The following is a 14819-nucleotide window of genomic DNA, read 5'->3' as shown; positions in this document are numbered from 1 at the left end:
ACGGCGGGAGTTCTGGACAATACCATTGCAAACTGGATGGGCTGGAAACTCCTGGCAGATTGCGCGATCCAGCGAATGATTTATGGCGCGAGGGTTATCTCATTGTGGGACTCGGAACTGTGGACGCTGTTGAGCGCGCTCGCTGTGTGTCTTGTGCTGCTGGCGATGGTGCGGATTGCAATCAACAAGCTCGGCCTGTTCATGCTCTCTTTTTTTGTTTTTTTCTCGCTTGCTTGGAGATTGCTGTCCGTCCTCTACATCGATTTAGCCGGCCCTGTGTTCTCGGAGCAGTTGGAGCGAGACATCGGTACGGGTTGGGCGGCCTTACCGCTCGCGGGCTCGCAGGGGTTGGTGATCGCAGCATTGATGTATTCGTTTCGGAAGAAGCGGCTCGCTGCGCTGACGAGCGGGCCGACGTTGGCCGATATACTTCCCGCCGGTCGTCCGACGCCATCTGATTTGGCGCATTGGGTGATAGGCCTCTTTGCGGTCGCGCTCTGGGTCGAACTGCTAATTCGCGGGCCGATACCAATATTTGCTGCTATGGAGCGTTATGACTATTCGGCGCAGTATGGTGGTCCCTTGCATCATCGGTTGATCGAGTGGGGTCCCATGTTGGCTTTTCAGCTGGGCGTCTTCTTCGCGGCTCCGTCATCGAGAGGTCGAGAGTTCGACCTGCGCTTCGCTGTGCTTTTTGGGATTTTCATCCTTTATTTGTTCGTCGTCGGGCATCGATTCTCCTCGTTCTTTTCGTATTCTTCTTTCTTTATCCTGCCCGTAGGTGCCGTGCTGCTCGCAAACACGACCGCGGCCTTCGACTATGCCAAGATTTTCAGGGCCGCTAGGCTGCCGATAGCCGTCGTTGCAGTCTTGATCCTAGGTGCATTGATTTACTCCTATGCCATTGTTAGAGGGTTCGAGCGCGACCAGCTTCTGTTCAAATTGTCCCAGCGCATCTTCGTGCAGCAGGGCGAGATGTGGTGGATAACTTACGAGCGTGTGTTTCTGCGAGCGGACTGGAGCCCTGGCCAAACCTTCTACAAGTTGTTTGTCAATCCCCTCGATCCAAATCGGAACTCGACCATGCAGTGGCTGATGGAGCTGGCTCTGCCGCTCGATCGCGCTCACTTCATCCTTGGAAAAGGTTCGGCCTACACCGGTGGTTGGCCCGAAGTGCTTTTCGAACTCGGTGGGCCGGTGGAAGGCGTGGCTCTTGTCGCTCTTTCGGCAATTCTGTTTTCGGAGTTCATGTTCCTGCTCACGCGCTGCATCGTGCAGGAACGCTATGCTACGTGTTTTTTCTTGACCCCGCTGTTGTATGCATTCTCCCTGTATGTCGTCACGGGAATGGTCAACTCCTTCATTCAGTTTACGTTTCTTGTGAAGCTGATGACCGCCATTTTTGTATTTGTTGCTGAAGAGAAATGGCGTTCGAGCTTGTCCGGGCCGTTGATTTCCTGCGAAAGCTTGGCTGCAGGCGAGGGAGGAAAGCGGCTTGAGTAGTGACCAGATCCGGACATCAAGCGGAGAGTATCTTGGTGGGATGCTAGTATTCGTTGGTCGGGCGGTTCGGCCGCGCATTTTTGCGATCGTGTCGGTCACGCTGGCGGTGATGCTGGTAGTGTTCCTAGTCGATCGTATGCTTCCTGCCGGCTATGTCGCTTCCGCCAATGTTAGGCTGGGCCGGGTCGATGGAGCGGAAGTGGTGCCGGTCCAGGCAGCCGCCCTTCAGGTGAACTCTCTGCCGTTCAAGCGGCGCTTAGTAACGGCCATGAACCTTCGTGCCGAAAACAATGACCGAGACCGGCAACAGATCCTGGACAGTCTGAGTGTGCGACCTCAGGCATCCGACGTGTTTTCTTTGACGGTTCGTGCCGGGACGGAGGAACGGGCTAGGGAAGCCCTCCAGGCTGCGGTACGCCAGCTCAGCGAGGGCCAGGACAAGCTCCGCAATGATTTGCTTTCGGAACTCAACGCGCAGATTGCGTTGGTCGACGCCAACATCGCCAATCTTACCAAAATTCGAGAGACGCTGGCGTCGCCGAACTCGTTGGACCCGGAGGTATCGAAGGATGCCGCAGCATTGATGCTACGGCGTGTGTGGGTGCTGGATCTCATATCTAAGAATGAGGAGAGGCTCGCCGCGGCATTGGGGGAACGGCGTGCCCTCGCGACGCGAATCGGTCCGACTAAGACCTATCCGACGACGCTCAGCGAGGACGTGACGATCATTCAGGTGTCTCCGCAGCCGACCCGACATGCGATGTTCGCTGGGGCAATTGCGTTGCTGGCGATGCTGCTGTATGCCATAATCCGTGGACCGAGTGCGGTCCGCGCACGCACTTAGGTAACGTGAATTGATCGCTTATCTGCGAGACATGAAACTCGATCCAGAATCAACTCCCTCCGGCGAACCGGTCTCGTGCTGAAGCAGGCGGCGATCCTGGTTGGAGGCCTCGGGACACGGCTCGGCGACAGAACGCGGTTTGTCCCTAAGCCGCTGCTTGACGTCGGCGCCAGGCCGTTCCTCGACTATATTCTGGACGAGCTGTCGCGTTATCCGACCATCGAAGAAATCTTGCTGCTTGCCGGCCATCGGGCCGAGAGTGTTGTTGAGGGCTACCATGGCAAGCGCTGGCGCGGTGCGTCCTTAACGGTCGTGTCTGAGCCGTGGCCGTGCGGCACAGGCGGCGCGTTGAAGCATGCTGCGTCGCGGCTCCACGGCCGGTTCTTTGTTTTGAACGGGGACTCCTACTTTGATGTCAATCTGCTCGATCTCGCTGCGCAATCGGCGAGATCGCGCTCGATCTGCCATATTGCACTAAAGCGGGATATGGCGGGCGACCGTTACGGCCGCGTTCTGCTCGATCACAAACGCGTCAAGAGCTTCCTAGCAGCCGGCGCCCAGCCGAGTGGCCCCATTAACACGGGCATCTATTGCGTCGATCGAGAGATTGTCGAGTACATCGACGAGATGCCGTGCTCGCTCGAACAGCAGATCTTTCCGCGGTTGATCGCAGAGGAGCGGCTTGAGGCCAATCTTTACGACGGCTTCTTCATTGATATTGGCGTTCCTGACGATTTTGAGCGTGCTCAGAGCGAACTACCCAAGAGGCTGAGGCGCCCTGCGGTCTTCTTCGACCGGGACGGCGTGCTGAATATCGACAAAGCTTATGTGCACCGGATTGAGGACTTCGAGTGGGTCAACGGTGCGCGGGAGGCTATCAAGCTGTGCAATGATCGCGGCTACTACGCTTTTGTCGTTACTAACCAATCCGGAATTGCGCGAGGCTATTATGGCGTGGACGATGTCCACCGGCTACACGACTGGATGACCGGCGAGCTCGCCGCAATCGGTGCGCATATCGACGAGTACCAGTATTGTCCCTACCACGAGGAAGGCACGGTTGAGGCGTATCGGCGCGTCAGCGACCGGCGCAAGCCGGCACCCGGCATGATTCTCGATTGCATGAAGGCATGGCCTGTCCGGGCGGAAGGGAGTCTGCTTATCGGCGATAATTGTCGGGACGTCGAAGCGGCCGTCGCTGCGGGAATATCGGGGCACTTGTACCAGGGGGGCGACCTTGCGGCGTTCCTTCGCCCGCTGCTCGAGGCCGGATCTAATACCGGTTGATCGCGCGGAACATGTATTCGGCCTGCTCCCAGTCCTCGATCGTGTCGATGTCCTGGACCAGGTGTCTTGGCAGGACAATTCCGACGGAGTGCTCCGAGAATATCGGTACGCCATCGCGAAACGCCGCGACGGTGCCCCAGTAGAACTGGCCTGCGTCGTGAAAGGCCGCTTCGAGGTCCTGCGACCGTGTCATGCGATGCTCTGGATGAAAGGGAACGACGCGACCTCCCGCAGTAAAGCGAAGGGCGCGCTGGATCGGAAAGGCGTAGCTTGTCACCGAAAAGGCAAAGGCAGCGTCGGATCCAGCCAGGAGATCATAGGCTTCGCGCAAGAAGTGCGCCTGCACTAGCGGTGCGGTCGGGTAGATGCAGCAGACGTGACTGACATCTTTGCCCTTTGCAAGGAACCAAGCAATGGCGTGCTTGACGACCTCGGCGGTTCCCGTGTGGTCGTCGGCAAGCTCCTTTGGCCGCATAAACGGCGTGGTTGCGCCGGCTTGACGCGCTATGGCCGCAATCTCATCGTCATCCGTGGACACGATGATCTCGTCGAACACGCCGCTCTCGCGCGCAGCTTCGATCGAGTAGACGATGATCGGCTTGCCGCAGAACGGTCGGATGTTCTTGCCGGGAATCCGCTTGCTTCCGCCGCGCGCTGGGATGACCGCGATCTTCATGCGAGGATTTTCGCAAGCGCCGCGATGACAGTGTCCTGTTCTGCATCCGTCATCTTCGCAAACAGCGGCAGCGTGATGGCGTCCTGGTAGTAGCTCTCGGCCTCCGGGAACATTCCAACGCTGAAGCCGAGACGTTGATAGTAGGGTTGGGTATGCACTGGAATGTAGTGCACGTTGACTCCGATGCCGGCGGCGCGCAGCGCCTCGAAAATCTGGCGACGGCTGAGCTTGATTTCGTTTCGCCGCAGCCGGATCACGTAAAGGTGCCAGGCCGAATTCGTGTCAGGATGCTGCCACGGGCAGATCACCGGCAGCTGCGCAAGCAGGGCATCGTAGCGTGCTGCGAGCTCGCGCCGACGCGCGACGAACGTATCGAGCCGGTCAAGCTGGCTCGTGCCGAGCGCAGCCTGGATGTCCGTCATGCGATAATTCAGCCCAAGTTCGATCTGCTGATACATCCAGGGCCCGTGTTGATCTTCGTTGGAGCGCCGTTCGTCGGAACTCTCCGGAGCCTGCGCAGGACGGATGATGCCGTGGGTGCGCAAATACGAGAGCCGCTCGGCAAGCTTCGGCTCGTTGGTCAGCGCCATACCTCCTTCGCCCGTCGTAATGATCTTGACCGGATGGAAGCTGAAGACAACGACGTCGCTGAGATGGCCGGAGCCGACCTTCCGCCCGCGGTAGTCGCCGCCGACAGCGTGAGAGGCGTCTTCAATGATGCGAAAACCGTAGCGATCCGACAGCGCGCGGATCTCGGTCATCTCGCAGGATTGTCCAGCGAAATGTACAGGGACCACGATCTTCGGCAGCCGGCCCTGCCCGCTTGCGCGTTCCAGCTTCTCCGATAGTGCCGCTACGCTCATGTTGTAGGTTCGCGGATCGATGTCGACGAAGTCGACGCTCGCGCCGCAATAGAGCGCGCAATTGGCGGAGGCCACGAAGGTATTCGGCACTGTCCACAGAATGTCGCCAGGACCGAGGTCAAGTGCCAGACAGGCGATGTGAAGCCCCGCGGTCGCGTTCGACACTGCGACCGCATTGGACGCCCCGCAGTATTTGGCGATCGCCTGTTCGAACCGTGGACCGGCCTGTCCTTGGGTTAGCCAGTCTGACTGCAGGACGTCCTTGACCGCGTCGATGTCCTCAGCGGAAATATCTTGGCGACCATACGGGATCATTGGACCGCAATTTTGTTGAATTCTCTGATCTCGGCCAAGTTGAGGAAGTGGTCGTTCCTTCCGGAATTATATTCGAAGCCGTCCGACACCGCTTCGCCGCGCTCCCCAATCTGGTTCGTGAAATAATCGACGTCACGACGAAAAAACTTGATCGTCGGCTTTATCACAAAGTGATCGCCGAATTTGAGCGTCAAATGCGAGTCGTCGGTTGGGCACATGACTTCGTGGAGCTTTTCGCCCGGCCGGATGCCGATCACCCTGGTCGGCAGTGTCGGAGCCATCGCCGCCGCGAGATCGGGAATGCGCACCGATGGTATCATTGGAACGAAGATCTCGCCGCCGGACATACGCTCGAAACTCTTGATTACGAAGTCGACGCCCTGCTGCAGCGATATCCAGAACCGCGTCATACGCGGATCGGTGATCGGCAGGTGATCGGTGCCCTCGGCAATCAGTTTGTTGAACAAGGGTACGATCGAACCGCGCGAGCCGACCACGTTCCCGTAACGAACCACGCTGAACGTGGTGCGATGGCCGCCCGCCATGTTGTTGGCCGCGATGAACAGCTTGTCGGAAGCGAGCTTTGTTGCGCCGTAGAGGTTGATCGGCTGCGCTGCCTTGTCGGTCGACAATGCGATCACCTTTTCGATGTCCGCCTCAAGCGCCGCCTGGATTACGTTCTCCGCGCCATGGACGTTAGTCTTGATGCACTCCATGGGATTGTATTCGGCCGCCGGCACCTGCTTCAGCGCTGCAGCATGCACCACAAAGTCGATGCCCTTCATGGCCGTGCGCAGGCGCTCGCCGTCGCGCACGTCGCCGATGAAGTAACGCATCGCCGGCTGATTGAACTCTTGCTGCATCTCATACTGCTTCAGCTCGTCGCGCGAATAGACGACAATACGCCGTGGCTTAAAGTTCTTCAGAAGACAGCTGACAAACTTCTTCCCGAAAGATCCCGTGCCTCCGGTGATCAGAATAGACTTATCGTTGAACATGCTCATTTCTGCGCCGGATCGTCATTTGCACGAAATACGAGAGTGGGGAGCTGGTTACCACACGCTCCTGCCGCCGTCCATCACCAGGTTCTGTCCGGTCATGTAGCTCGATGCATCCGAGCAGAGGAACTGGACCGCGGCGCGATATTCGTCGACGTCAGCCATGCGGCCCATCGGGATCAGGTGTGTCAGCCGTTCGACGAAGGCGGGATCCTGGTTGTTGAAGACGCCGCCCGGCGAGATCGCGTTGACGCGCACGCCGTGATCGGCCCAGTAGGTTGCAAGATATTTCGTCAATCCGATGAGACCGTGCTTGATTACCGAGTAGGTCACCGGCTTCACCGGCTGCTCTTCTTCGCGTGTCACATGCGGTTGACGGTAGAGCCGCTGGTCCGGCGCGATCACCCCGAGATCGGAGGCGATGTTCAGGATCACCCCGCGGCCACGTTTGGCCATCTCGCCGCCGAACACTTGCGCGCACAGCATCGCGCCGGTCAGGCCGACCGAAATTTCGGTCTGCCACTGCGGTACCGGGAACGCCTCGAAGCGCGAGGAGTGCGTGACGCCGGGCGCGGAGGTGACCTTGGGGTCGATCGCTGCGTTGTTGACGAGGATGTCGACGGTGACGCCGCGGCCTGCAAGCTGCTCGTTTGCAGCGCGCACCGAGTCGAGCGAAGCGACGTTGATCTCGAGCGGGATCAGATCGGCCGAAGGTGCGACCTGCTTTAGCGCCGCCGCGGCGGCTTCAGCCTGCGTCAGGCGGACATCGGTGACGACTACGCGCGCGCCGGCTTCCGTGAGCGCCGCGACATGCTGTTTGCCCAGCAGTCCGCCGGCGCCCGTGACGAGCGCGGTGCGTCCGGTCAGGTCGTAGCGGGAGAAGGGATTTGCCATCGAAGGCTCCTGTTCAGCTTCTGAGCTGGCCGCCGTCGGCTACCACGACGCTGCCGGTGATAAAGGCGGCTCGTGGCGAAGCAAGGAAGGCAACGACGTCGGCGATCTCTTCGGGAGTGCCGAGCCGGCGCAGCGCCACCTCGCGCTGGAGCATGTCGTCGACCGCCGGCTTGTTTTCGGCGATCTTGCGCGCCCAGGTGCCGTCCGGGCTCAAGATGTTCCCGGGCGCGACCGCGTTGATGCGGATACCCTCCAGCGCCAGCGGGCGCGCCAGTCCGCGCACGGTCGCGTTCAGGGCCGCCTTCGCACCGTAGTAGGTCACGGGCGCGCCAAGCGCCGCCATGCCCGCAATTGACGAGATGCAGACGATAGCCCGGTCGCGGTTACCGCGCGCCATCAGCGGCCGGGCCGACTCGATCATGTTGGTCGCGGCGAACAGATTGAGATCGATCATCCGCGACCATTCCGCCGCGGTTTCCTCGCCCGGCGGCACGGAGGCGCCGGTGCCGACATTGCAGATCAGGATATCGAGCCGGCCCCATTGTTTCCCGACGCTCTCGACCAGCACCTTGGCGGCGACCGGATCCGTGACGTCGGCGACATGCATCGAGGCGTTGCCACCGACCGCTGCCCGCGCGGCATCAAGCGCATCGGCGCCGCGCGCGGCGAGCGCGACCTTTGCACCCTCCGCGGCAAGCGTCGCGGCGATTGCGAGCCCGATTCCGCGGCTGGCGCCGGTGACGAGCGCGACGCGATCGTTCAGCTCGAGTTTCATCGCGCGGCGTCCTCGATCCAGCCAACCGTCATGTCGCGATATCTGGCCAGCGCGCCGGCATGGTCGCCGTTGGCAGCGCGCGCGGTCTGCAGGATGTACTGCCCCTTGTAGCCCGATCGCTCGATCAGCCGGATCGTCTTGGCGAGATCCGCATTGCCGGTGCCGAGCGGCACGGTGGTGCCGCCACGGACGCGGTCCTTGACGTGAACATTGAGGATGCGCGGCGCATAGGCCCCGATCTCCTCGTCGCTGTCATAGCCGAGCGAGGCGCTGTTGCCGCTGTCGTAGTTGATGCCGAACATGTCGGCCGGAAACGCCTCCATGAACCGGGCGAGCTCGCGCGGGGGCAGATCGGATTCGAAGATGATCTTGACGTTCCGTCTTGCAAGCGTCTCCGAGCGCGCGAGCAGCACGCGCTTCAACGTGTCGCTCTCGCTCTCGCGCTCGATCTTGCCGTTGTCGACCAGCGGGATCACCACGAATTCGATTCCGATGCGGCTACAGGCGGCGATCAAGAGGTCGAGGTCGGCGACGAGCGCATCGCGCACGACGGCATCAACCTTCCAGAACGGCGCCTGCATGAAGCAGTCGCCGGTCAGGCTCGGGATGCGCACGCCGTTCTCGCGCGACAGCGTCAGAATCTCCTGCTGTCCTGGCTCGGTCGTCAGGGGATTGTCGCGCAGCCGCTCCTGGTCGATGGTCCACTCCATCCGCGTCAGGCCGAGCGCCCTCGCGCGCGGGAATTCGTCACGCCATTCGTTCCATGGAAACGCCTGGATCTTGCCGTCGACGAGCGCCGACAGACGTCCCTGCATGAAGCCGATGCGTTGCAGCGTTGCGGTCACGATTTGCTGTCCGAACTGATGGCAAGGCCTTTGGCGATCCAGCCGCCGTCGATGAAGATCTCCTGGCCGGTCATATAGGCGGAGGCTTCCGATGCGAGGAAAACGGCAGCTCCCACCATGTCGGCGGGCTGCCCCCAGCGACCGAGCATGGTGTGGCGGCGCCGATCCTCATGCATGACAGGATCGGCGAAACTCTTCGCGGTCATCTCGGTCATGACATAGCCCGGTGCGAGCGCGTTGACGCGGATGCCGTCGGGCGCATAATCGGCGGCAAGCGCGCGCGTCAACCCGGCAAGACCAGCCTTCGCCGCCACATAGCCGGGATTGCCTGGAAAGCCGCGGACTGAATTGATGCTGGTGACGTTGACGATCGCAGCCGAGCCCGCGTTCTTCAGCAGCGGATGGGCGGCAAGGATGGTGGCATACACGCCGGTGAGGTCGGTTGCGACCGTCGCACGGAACCGTGTGAGCTCGCTTTCCGCGCTTTGGGCGGGAAGGCTGATGCCCGCGGCATTCACGAGTGCGTCGATGCGTTTGCCTCTTGCCGCAATGATGCGGAACGCACCTTCGATCGCCGCATCATCGGAGAGATCGCAGGCAATGGCCCTCACGCCGTGTGGCGCGGTCCCGGACCGGCTGAGCCCGAACACTGTAGCCCCCGCATCTTGCAGGCCGCTCGCAATCGCTGCACCGATGCCGCGCGAAGCGCCGGTGACGACCGCGACTTTGCCTGCGAGGGAGAAGGCGCTGAGATCAGGCATAGCCGTAACTGAGCATGATGGCGGCGCACAGCTTGACGTCTTCGGGACGGTCGATCTGGAACATCTTGTGACGCTCCATCACGTGAAATCCGATCTTGCCGCCGAGACGATTGCTCTGCTCGCGCAGGAGTGAGGGGATGAGAACGTAGAACGAGCCGTTCTCCAGGTAGCGCTTTTCGATCTGCTGCCGCATGCGGCGGTTGCGGAAATCGTAGTTGATCGGTTCCGGGCCGTTGGCACCGATCCGCCAGTTGAAGTAATCCTCGACCTCGCAGACTGAGAGCAGGCTATCAAGGTGCTCGCGGTCGAAGGTCTCCAGGGCCCGTTCGATGTCGGCGGACTCGCGGATCGGCGAGGTCGCCTGGAGCGCGACCACGCGCTCGAAGCGGCCGTGGCGCGCGTCGATGGCCTCAAGCGCGTGCAGCCAGGCGGATTCGGAGGAGGCGAGATCGCCGGAGATGTCGTCGGGCCGGCGCACGCCGAGGGCGCCGGCTGCTTCGGCCGCGGCGAGAATCTGGTCGCTGTCGGAGGAGACCGCGACCACGTCGACGCCGCGCGCCGCGCGCGCCTGCTCGACGGTCCAGGCGATCAGCGGCTTGCCGCAGAGATCGAGCAGGTTCTTGTGCGGGATGCCCTTCGAGCCGCCGCGTGCGGCGATCACGGCCAGCGTCTTGCGCGCCATCAGATGTGCCCCTCGAGACGCTCGAGCGCGGTCCAGAAGCCTTCGCCCATGTTCTTGTGGCCCTGCCATATCTCGGGAATGAACGACGCTGTCGGTGCATGCTTGCGCAGCACCTGTCCGATTTCGTCGAAGTCGATCTCGCCTTCGCCGATCTGGAGGCCTTCGCCGTCGAGGCCCTTGGCGTCGCCTAAATGCAGATGCGCGGTGTGCGGTCCGAGCTGGGCGAGGCCTTGCGCGAAGTCGAAGCCGAAATGATTGGCGGCGAGCTTGGTATGGGAAATGTCGACGCACATCCGCAGGCCATGCTTGGCGCAGAACGCAGCCGACTCCTCCGGGAAGATGAAGATGTTCTGGTGGCGCTGGCCGCCGAAATGCCAGGGGAATGGCGCCATGGTTTGCGGCGTCAGCTCGACGCCGGCCATGTCGAGCTCCGTCAGGCTCTGGGCAAAGATGCGGTAACGCTCGGCCTTCTGCTCCGGCGGCAGCGGCTCGTCCATGGTGAACCCGCCGATATTGGCGACGATCGGGGGGCGCTTGGTCTTCGGGAAGAACTTCTTCAGGCCGCGGGTGATGTCGATCACCGCCTGCGTTTGCTCCAGCGAATAGCGCCGCAACGCCTCGTCGGGCGTCGCGAGGTCCATCAGCTTGGAGCCCGCAAACAGCTCCGGGGCGTGCACGACGAAACCGAGATCATAGGTGCCGGAGAGATAGGCCGCCGGATCGCGCTCCATGTCGCTATAGCTTAGATGGAACTCGATGATGTCGGGCTGACAGATTTCCAGGAAGCGCTCGGTGTCGTGATAGCGCACCGGCACGCCCCACGGGCGGTCGAAGCGGTAGCGGCGAGCTCTTGCGGCGCCTTCATCGAGGTCGCTCTGGAAGAAATAGCCGTCGGACGATATCGTTCGCGTCAGCTTGCGGCCGAGCAGCGCCGGCATCTTTAGCGGCGACAGGCCCTGTCCCGGGCTCTTCACCGCAATGTCGCTCTCGGAGATGATCGTACCGGCCGGAAGGTCGCGCGCGGCCACCAGACTCTTCGCGAGATTTTCCCGGTTGATCAGCTCGCCCTGACTCAGCGCGCGTTCTGCGAGCTTCTCGCCGCGCGCCGCCTCGACCTCGCGGATGCCGGAGACGAGTGCCTTGAATTCCTCGGGCTCGAGGCTCGCGGCGTGATCGGGGCCTTCCATCTCGCGGTCGAGCGTGATGTGGCGTTCGATGACGATGGCGCCGAGCGCCACCGCGGCGGTCGAGACGGCGATGCCGCGCTCGTGGCCGGAATAGCCGACGACCGGGTGGATCTCGCGCAGCGTCTCCATGAAACGCAGATGGATGTTGTGGAGTGCCGCAGGATAGGTGCTCTGGCAATGCAGCAGCACATAGCTCGCATTGCGGTCGTCGAGGAATTTCGCCGCGGTCTTGATCTCGTCCGTCGTGCTCATGCCGGTCGAGACGATCAATGTCTTGCCGGTGGCGGCGAGGCACGCGAGCAGCGGCAGGTTGGTGAGATCGGCCGATGCGACCTTGTAGGCCTGCACGCCGAAAGTTTCGAGCACGGCGACGCTCTTTGCGTCCCAGGGCGTGCAGAGATATTGGATATCCTTCGCTGCGCAGTACTCGGCGATCTTCTTCTGCTGCGCGGTCGGCAGTTCGAAGCGGCGCAGGAGATCGAGCGTATATTCGACCGCGAGGTCGTCGTCCTTTCCGGACAGACTCGAGGCGCGATAGACCTCCTCGAGCTTGCGCATCTGGAATTTGGCGCAATCGGCGCCGGCCGCGACCGCGGCATCGACCAGCGCGATGGCGCGGTCGAAGTCGCCATTGTGGTTGTTGCCGATCTCGGCGATGACGTAGCAGGGTTGGCCATCGCTCAGAAGACGGTTGCCGATGCGGACCGGGGCAGGTGGTTTGAGCGATGTCATCAACATTCTCGTCTCATATGCGTCAGGCGAGCCGTGCGGGAAAGCGCGACTTCCACGTCCGCAGCCCGTTCTCCTCGAACATGATGCGCGAACAGCGGTGTCCCTGCTGTTCCAGCGCGGCGATGAGCTGGTAGCGCTCGAACGGACGTACGAAGAACATGAAGTAACCGCCGCCGCCGGCGCCCAGCAGCTTGCCGCCGACCGCGCCGTGCTGTTTGGCGAAATCGTAGATCGCGTCGATCGCGTCCGACGAGATCTTCGAGCTCAGCTTGCGCTTGGCGTGCCAGGCCTCGTCGATTAGCCGGCCGCATTCCAGGAGCTGGCCGCGCAGCAAATGCCGCCGGATGGCGCGCGTCACTTCCTTCTGCTTGGCGGCCGCAGCGACTGCGTCGCTGGTCTCGTGCTGCGCCTTCTGGTCGCGATGAATGGCGCCGGAATCGCGACCCGAGCCGGTGTAGCAGAGCACCAGGCTCTCTTCGAGCTCGGCGATAATGTTGGGGTCGAGCCGAAGCGGCACGATGGTGTTCTGGTCGGAGAAGAACTCCATGTGATTGAAGCCGCCGAACACGGTGGCGTATTGATCCTGCCAGCCGCCGGGGATGTTGAGCATGAGCCGCTCGGCCTGGAACGCCATCTCCGCGATCTCGTGGCGGTCCCACTGATCCCCGCGGAATTCGTTGAAGCAGCCGATGATCGCGGATGAGACCACCGCCGAGCCGCCGAGGCCGGAGCCGATCGGGAAGTCGGCCGACACTTCGAGCTCGAATCCGTAAGTCGGCCTGATCAGGCGCACGACCGACTTCATCAGCGCGAGATCTCCGTCAGTGCCGAGCTCGGCGAGATTGTCAGCCTCCACGGTGCGACGGAAGTCGTGCGAGTAGATCCGGATGCTGGGATCGTTCCGGCGCCGCAGCGTCGCATGAGCGTACATCTTGATGGTGGCGTTGATGACCGCGCCACCGTCATTTGCCACGAAATAGTGCGTCAGATCGGTGCCGCCGCCCGAGAAGCTGATTCGCACCGGCGAGCGGGCGCGCGCGAACACCTCGCTCTCTTCCGACAGGTTGAACAGCTCGCGGCTGAACACGTCGACCAGCCGTCCCTCGCCATCGAGGATCGGCACCACGTGCACCCGCTGGTCGAGCAGCTTGAGGATCTGCTCTCGCGGTCCGCCGGTCCGCGCCCAGACGAAGTTGCGATTGATGCAGGTCGCAACGCGGTCCTGGATTGTGGTACCGGTCAGCATGCGCCTGCGGATGTCGCCGTCCGTCACCGCGCCGACGATCCGTCCGCTCGCGTCCTGCGCGAACAGGATGCCGAGCATGTTCGCATTCAGGCGCCGGAAAGCTTCCTCAATGGTCTCGGTTTCGGCGATCGTGACGAGGGTTCGTTCAAGCACGTTTCGGCATCCAGGAAAGGCCAATTCGAGGCCATATCGTTACTGGGGTGGTATTACGGGAGCGGCTGGGACGATGCAAGGTTCCTGGGCCCCGGGGGATTACACCAAAATGGCACGTGTCAAGCGCTTCGACTGCGCAGTGGATCGAGCGCGGCTTCTGTAGAAGTCCCCCGAAAGGAGTCTAGGCGATATATATGTGATCGGAATCATCTTGAAATCGAGCACGGGCACCACCATACAGCGACGTGTTGCTGGGACGGTGACTTGATCGCAGCCGTGGAAGAGGAGCCTTTCCACGCATCCAAAGCGTTAACTGACAGCAATCCCGCTCCACAGCCGCCTAATCGGTGAAATCGCGACAGCAAGCTGATTAACACTAGTCTCATGACGAGCACTACGGCTAAGGCGCCGCAGAAAGCGTTGTTAATGCGTCGGAAAATGGTTTTCGGCTCGACCTCTTCAAGGCAGTCACCCAGTTCGTTCTTCCAGCCGCGCCCGGACTTTCCCCTCTCGGTCCGCTCGACTCGGTCCGTTCCGCAAGTGCTTAGATTGCCGAGAACCGCCAGTGCTTCAAGCTGCGCCACTGCGGCGAATTGAGAGTACCCTTGATTACGTCCCAGTAGACGTAGACCGCGTGCCTCGTCGTTGTGATGCACGCCCGCGCCGCAAAATGAGCGATCACGGACGCCGGCAAAGCCAATCAGTTTCCGGAGAGCGATCGATTCAATAACGACCTCCTTCTCGATCGCTTCGAGCGACGACCGGCAGTGCGGACCGTCCATCCCGGGCGGCGAAGGCCAGGCGTAAGGTGGCAGCCGATTAAAACAGTTGGTTCCCGTCACCAGCACGGGCTTATTATCACTCAGTTCGCCCGTTGTTTCATTGAATGGGTTAGGCATAGATGGGCCGCGGTCGACCCGAATTCGGGAACCGCATCCTTCAGGATGGTCCTGATGGTAGCGCGATCGTCGCGCGCGATCGCCTGCTCCAGCGCCGCAATCCATTTGCGCAGCGTCTGCATCGGCGGCTCGTTCGGCTGCGCCGCCATGATGCCGGCA

15 protein-coding genes are annotated in these 14819 nt (G+C 61.6%); 3 read left to right on the top strand and 12 right to left on the bottom strand.

Annotated elements, in window-relative coordinates:
• Positions 1-36: 36 nt before the first annotated feature.
• From IVB01_RS07675 to IVB01_RS07665, 3 genes are all read left to right on the top strand, one after another.
• On the top strand, positions 37-1503 hold the full coding sequence (locus IVB01_RS07675; protein WP_247494378.1) for a DUF6418 domain-containing protein: 1467 nt from the start codon (positions 37-39) through the stop codon (positions 1501-1503).
• On the top strand, positions 1496-2347 hold the full coding sequence (locus IVB01_RS07670) for a hypothetical protein (RefSeq protein WP_247494377.1): 852 nt from the start codon (positions 1496-1498) through the stop codon (positions 2345-2347). The genes IVB01_RS07675 and IVB01_RS07670 overlap by 8 nt, the downstream gene beginning before the upstream one ends.
• A gap of 75 nt (positions 2348-2422) precedes the next feature.
• A complete protein-coding gene (locus IVB01_RS07665; RefSeq protein ID WP_247494376.1) occupies positions 2423-3634 on the top strand; it encodes an HAD-IIIA family hydrolase in 1212 nt (403 codons plus the stop codon).
• On the opposite strand, the gene pseF is transcribed toward IVB01_RS07665, so the two are convergent.
• From pseF to IVB01_RS07605, 12 genes are all read right to left on the bottom strand, one after another.
• The gene (gene pseF, locus IVB01_RS07660; RefSeq protein WP_247494375.1) at positions 3621-4310 is read right to left on the bottom strand and encodes a pseudaminic acid cytidylyltransferase; all 690 of its coding nucleotides are present in this window, start codon (positions 4308-4310) and stop codon (positions 3621-3623) included. The genes IVB01_RS07665 and pseF overlap by 14 nt on opposite strands.
• Complete coding sequence (gene pseC / locus IVB01_RS07655) at positions 4307-5488, bottom strand: UDP-4-amino-4,6-dideoxy-N-acetyl-beta-L-altrosamine transaminase (protein WP_247494374.1); 1182 nt, start codon at positions 5486-5488, stop codon at positions 4307-4309. The genes pseF and pseC overlap by 4 nt, the downstream gene beginning before the upstream one ends.
• Complete coding sequence (pseB, locus tag IVB01_RS07650; protein ID WP_247494373.1) at positions 5485-6486, bottom strand: UDP-N-acetylglucosamine 4,6-dehydratase (inverting); 1002 nt, start codon at positions 6484-6486, stop codon at positions 5485-5487. The genes pseC and pseB overlap by 4 nt, the downstream gene beginning before the upstream one ends.
• Before the next feature lie 54 nt (positions 6487-6540).
• On the bottom strand, positions 6541-7380 hold the full coding sequence (locus tag IVB01_RS07645) for an SDR family oxidoreductase (protein WP_247494372.1): 840 nt from the start codon (positions 7378-7380) through the stop codon (positions 6541-6543).
• Between the two features lie 13 nt (positions 7381-7393).
• Positions 7394-8155 (bottom strand): SDR family NAD(P)-dependent oxidoreductase, encoded by a 762-nt coding sequence (locus tag IVB01_RS07640; RefSeq protein WP_247494371.1) that lies wholly within the window; start codon positions 8153-8155, stop codon positions 7394-7396.
• Positions 8152-9000, bottom strand: coding sequence for a TIM barrel protein (locus tag IVB01_RS07635; RefSeq protein WP_247494370.1), 849 nt, complete (start codon positions 8998-9000; stop codon positions 8152-8154). Before IVB01_RS07635 ends, IVB01_RS07640 begins: the two co-directional genes overlap by 4 nt.
• Positions 8997-9761: an SDR family oxidoreductase gene (locus tag IVB01_RS07630; RefSeq protein WP_247494369.1), complete on the bottom strand. Its 765-nt coding sequence runs from the start codon at positions 9759-9761 to the stop codon at positions 8997-8999. Before IVB01_RS07630 ends, IVB01_RS07635 begins: the two co-directional genes overlap by 4 nt.
• Entirely contained in the window at positions 9754-10443 is a 690-nt protein-coding gene (locus IVB01_RS07625; protein WP_247494368.1) for an acylneuraminate cytidylyltransferase family protein, read from the bottom strand. The genes IVB01_RS07630 and IVB01_RS07625 overlap by 8 nt, the downstream gene beginning before the upstream one ends.
• Positions 10443-12362, bottom strand: a complete 1920-nt coding sequence (locus IVB01_RS07620) for an N-acetylneuraminate synthase family protein (RefSeq protein WP_247494367.1) — start codon at positions 12360-12362, stop codon at positions 10443-10445. The genes IVB01_RS07625 and IVB01_RS07620 overlap by 1 nt, the downstream gene beginning before the upstream one ends.
• A gap of 22 nt (positions 12363-12384) precedes the next feature.
• The gene (locus IVB01_RS07615; RefSeq protein WP_247494366.1) at positions 12385-13761 is read right to left on the bottom strand and encodes a CBS domain-containing protein; all 1377 of its coding nucleotides are present in this window, start codon (positions 13759-13761) and stop codon (positions 12385-12387) included.
• 206 nt (positions 13762-13967) lie between these two features.
• Positions 13968-14609 carry a hypothetical protein gene (locus tag IVB01_RS07610; RefSeq protein ID WP_247494365.1) on the bottom strand — a complete coding sequence of 214 codons (642 nt, stop codon included), beginning with the start codon at positions 14607-14609 and terminating at the stop codon, positions 13968-13970.
• 14 nt (positions 14610-14623) lie between these two features.
• The coding region (locus IVB01_RS07605; protein WP_247494364.1) for a hypothetical protein at positions 14624-14819 on the bottom strand (196 nt) is incomplete at its 5' end.

Origin of the sequence: Bradyrhizobium sp. 164 (assembly GCF_023073715.1) — a bacterium.
In the GTDB taxonomy this organism is placed as follows: Bacteria; Pseudomonadota; Alphaproteobacteria; order Rhizobiales; family Xanthobacteraceae; genus Bradyrhizobium.
This window is presented reverse-complemented; position numbering and strand designations above follow the sequence as displayed.

What these genes read in the sequence shown, in the direction of transcription:
- pseC (WP_247494374.1), bottom strand. Translation starts at nt 5,488, where the DNA reads ATGATCCCGTATGGTCGCCAAGATATTTCCGCTGAGGACATCGACGCG.
- IVB01_RS07630 (WP_247494369.1), bottom strand. Translation starts at nt 9,761, where the DNA reads ATGCCTGATCTCAGCGCCTTCTCCCTCGCAGGCAAAGTCGCGGTCGTC.
- IVB01_RS07625 (WP_247494368.1), bottom strand. Translation starts at nt 10,443, where the DNA reads ATGGCGCGCAAGACGCTGGCCGTGATCGCCGCACGCGGCGGCTCGAAG.
- IVB01_RS07620 (WP_247494367.1), bottom strand. Translation starts at nt 12,362, where the DNA reads ATGACATCGCTCAAACCACCTGCCCCGGTCCGCATCGGCAACCGTCTT.
- IVB01_RS07675 (WP_247494378.1), top strand. Translation starts at nt 37, where the DNA reads ATGGGCTGGAAACTCCTGGCAGATTGCGCGATCCAGCGAATGATTTAT.
- pseB (WP_247494373.1), bottom strand. Translation starts at nt 6,486, where the DNA reads ATGTTCAACGATAAGTCTATTCTGATCACCGGAGGCACGGGATCTTTC.
- IVB01_RS07640 (WP_247494371.1), bottom strand. Translation starts at nt 8,155, where the DNA reads ATGAAACTCGAGCTGAACGATCGCGTCGCGCTCGTCACCGGCGCCAGC.
- IVB01_RS07645 (WP_247494372.1), bottom strand. Translation starts at nt 7,380, where the DNA reads ATGGCAAATCCCTTCTCCCGCTACGACCTGACCGGACGCACCGCGCTC.
- pseF (WP_247494375.1), bottom strand. Translation starts at nt 4,310, where the DNA reads ATGAAGATCGCGGTCATCCCAGCGCGCGGCGGAAGCAAGCGGATTCCC.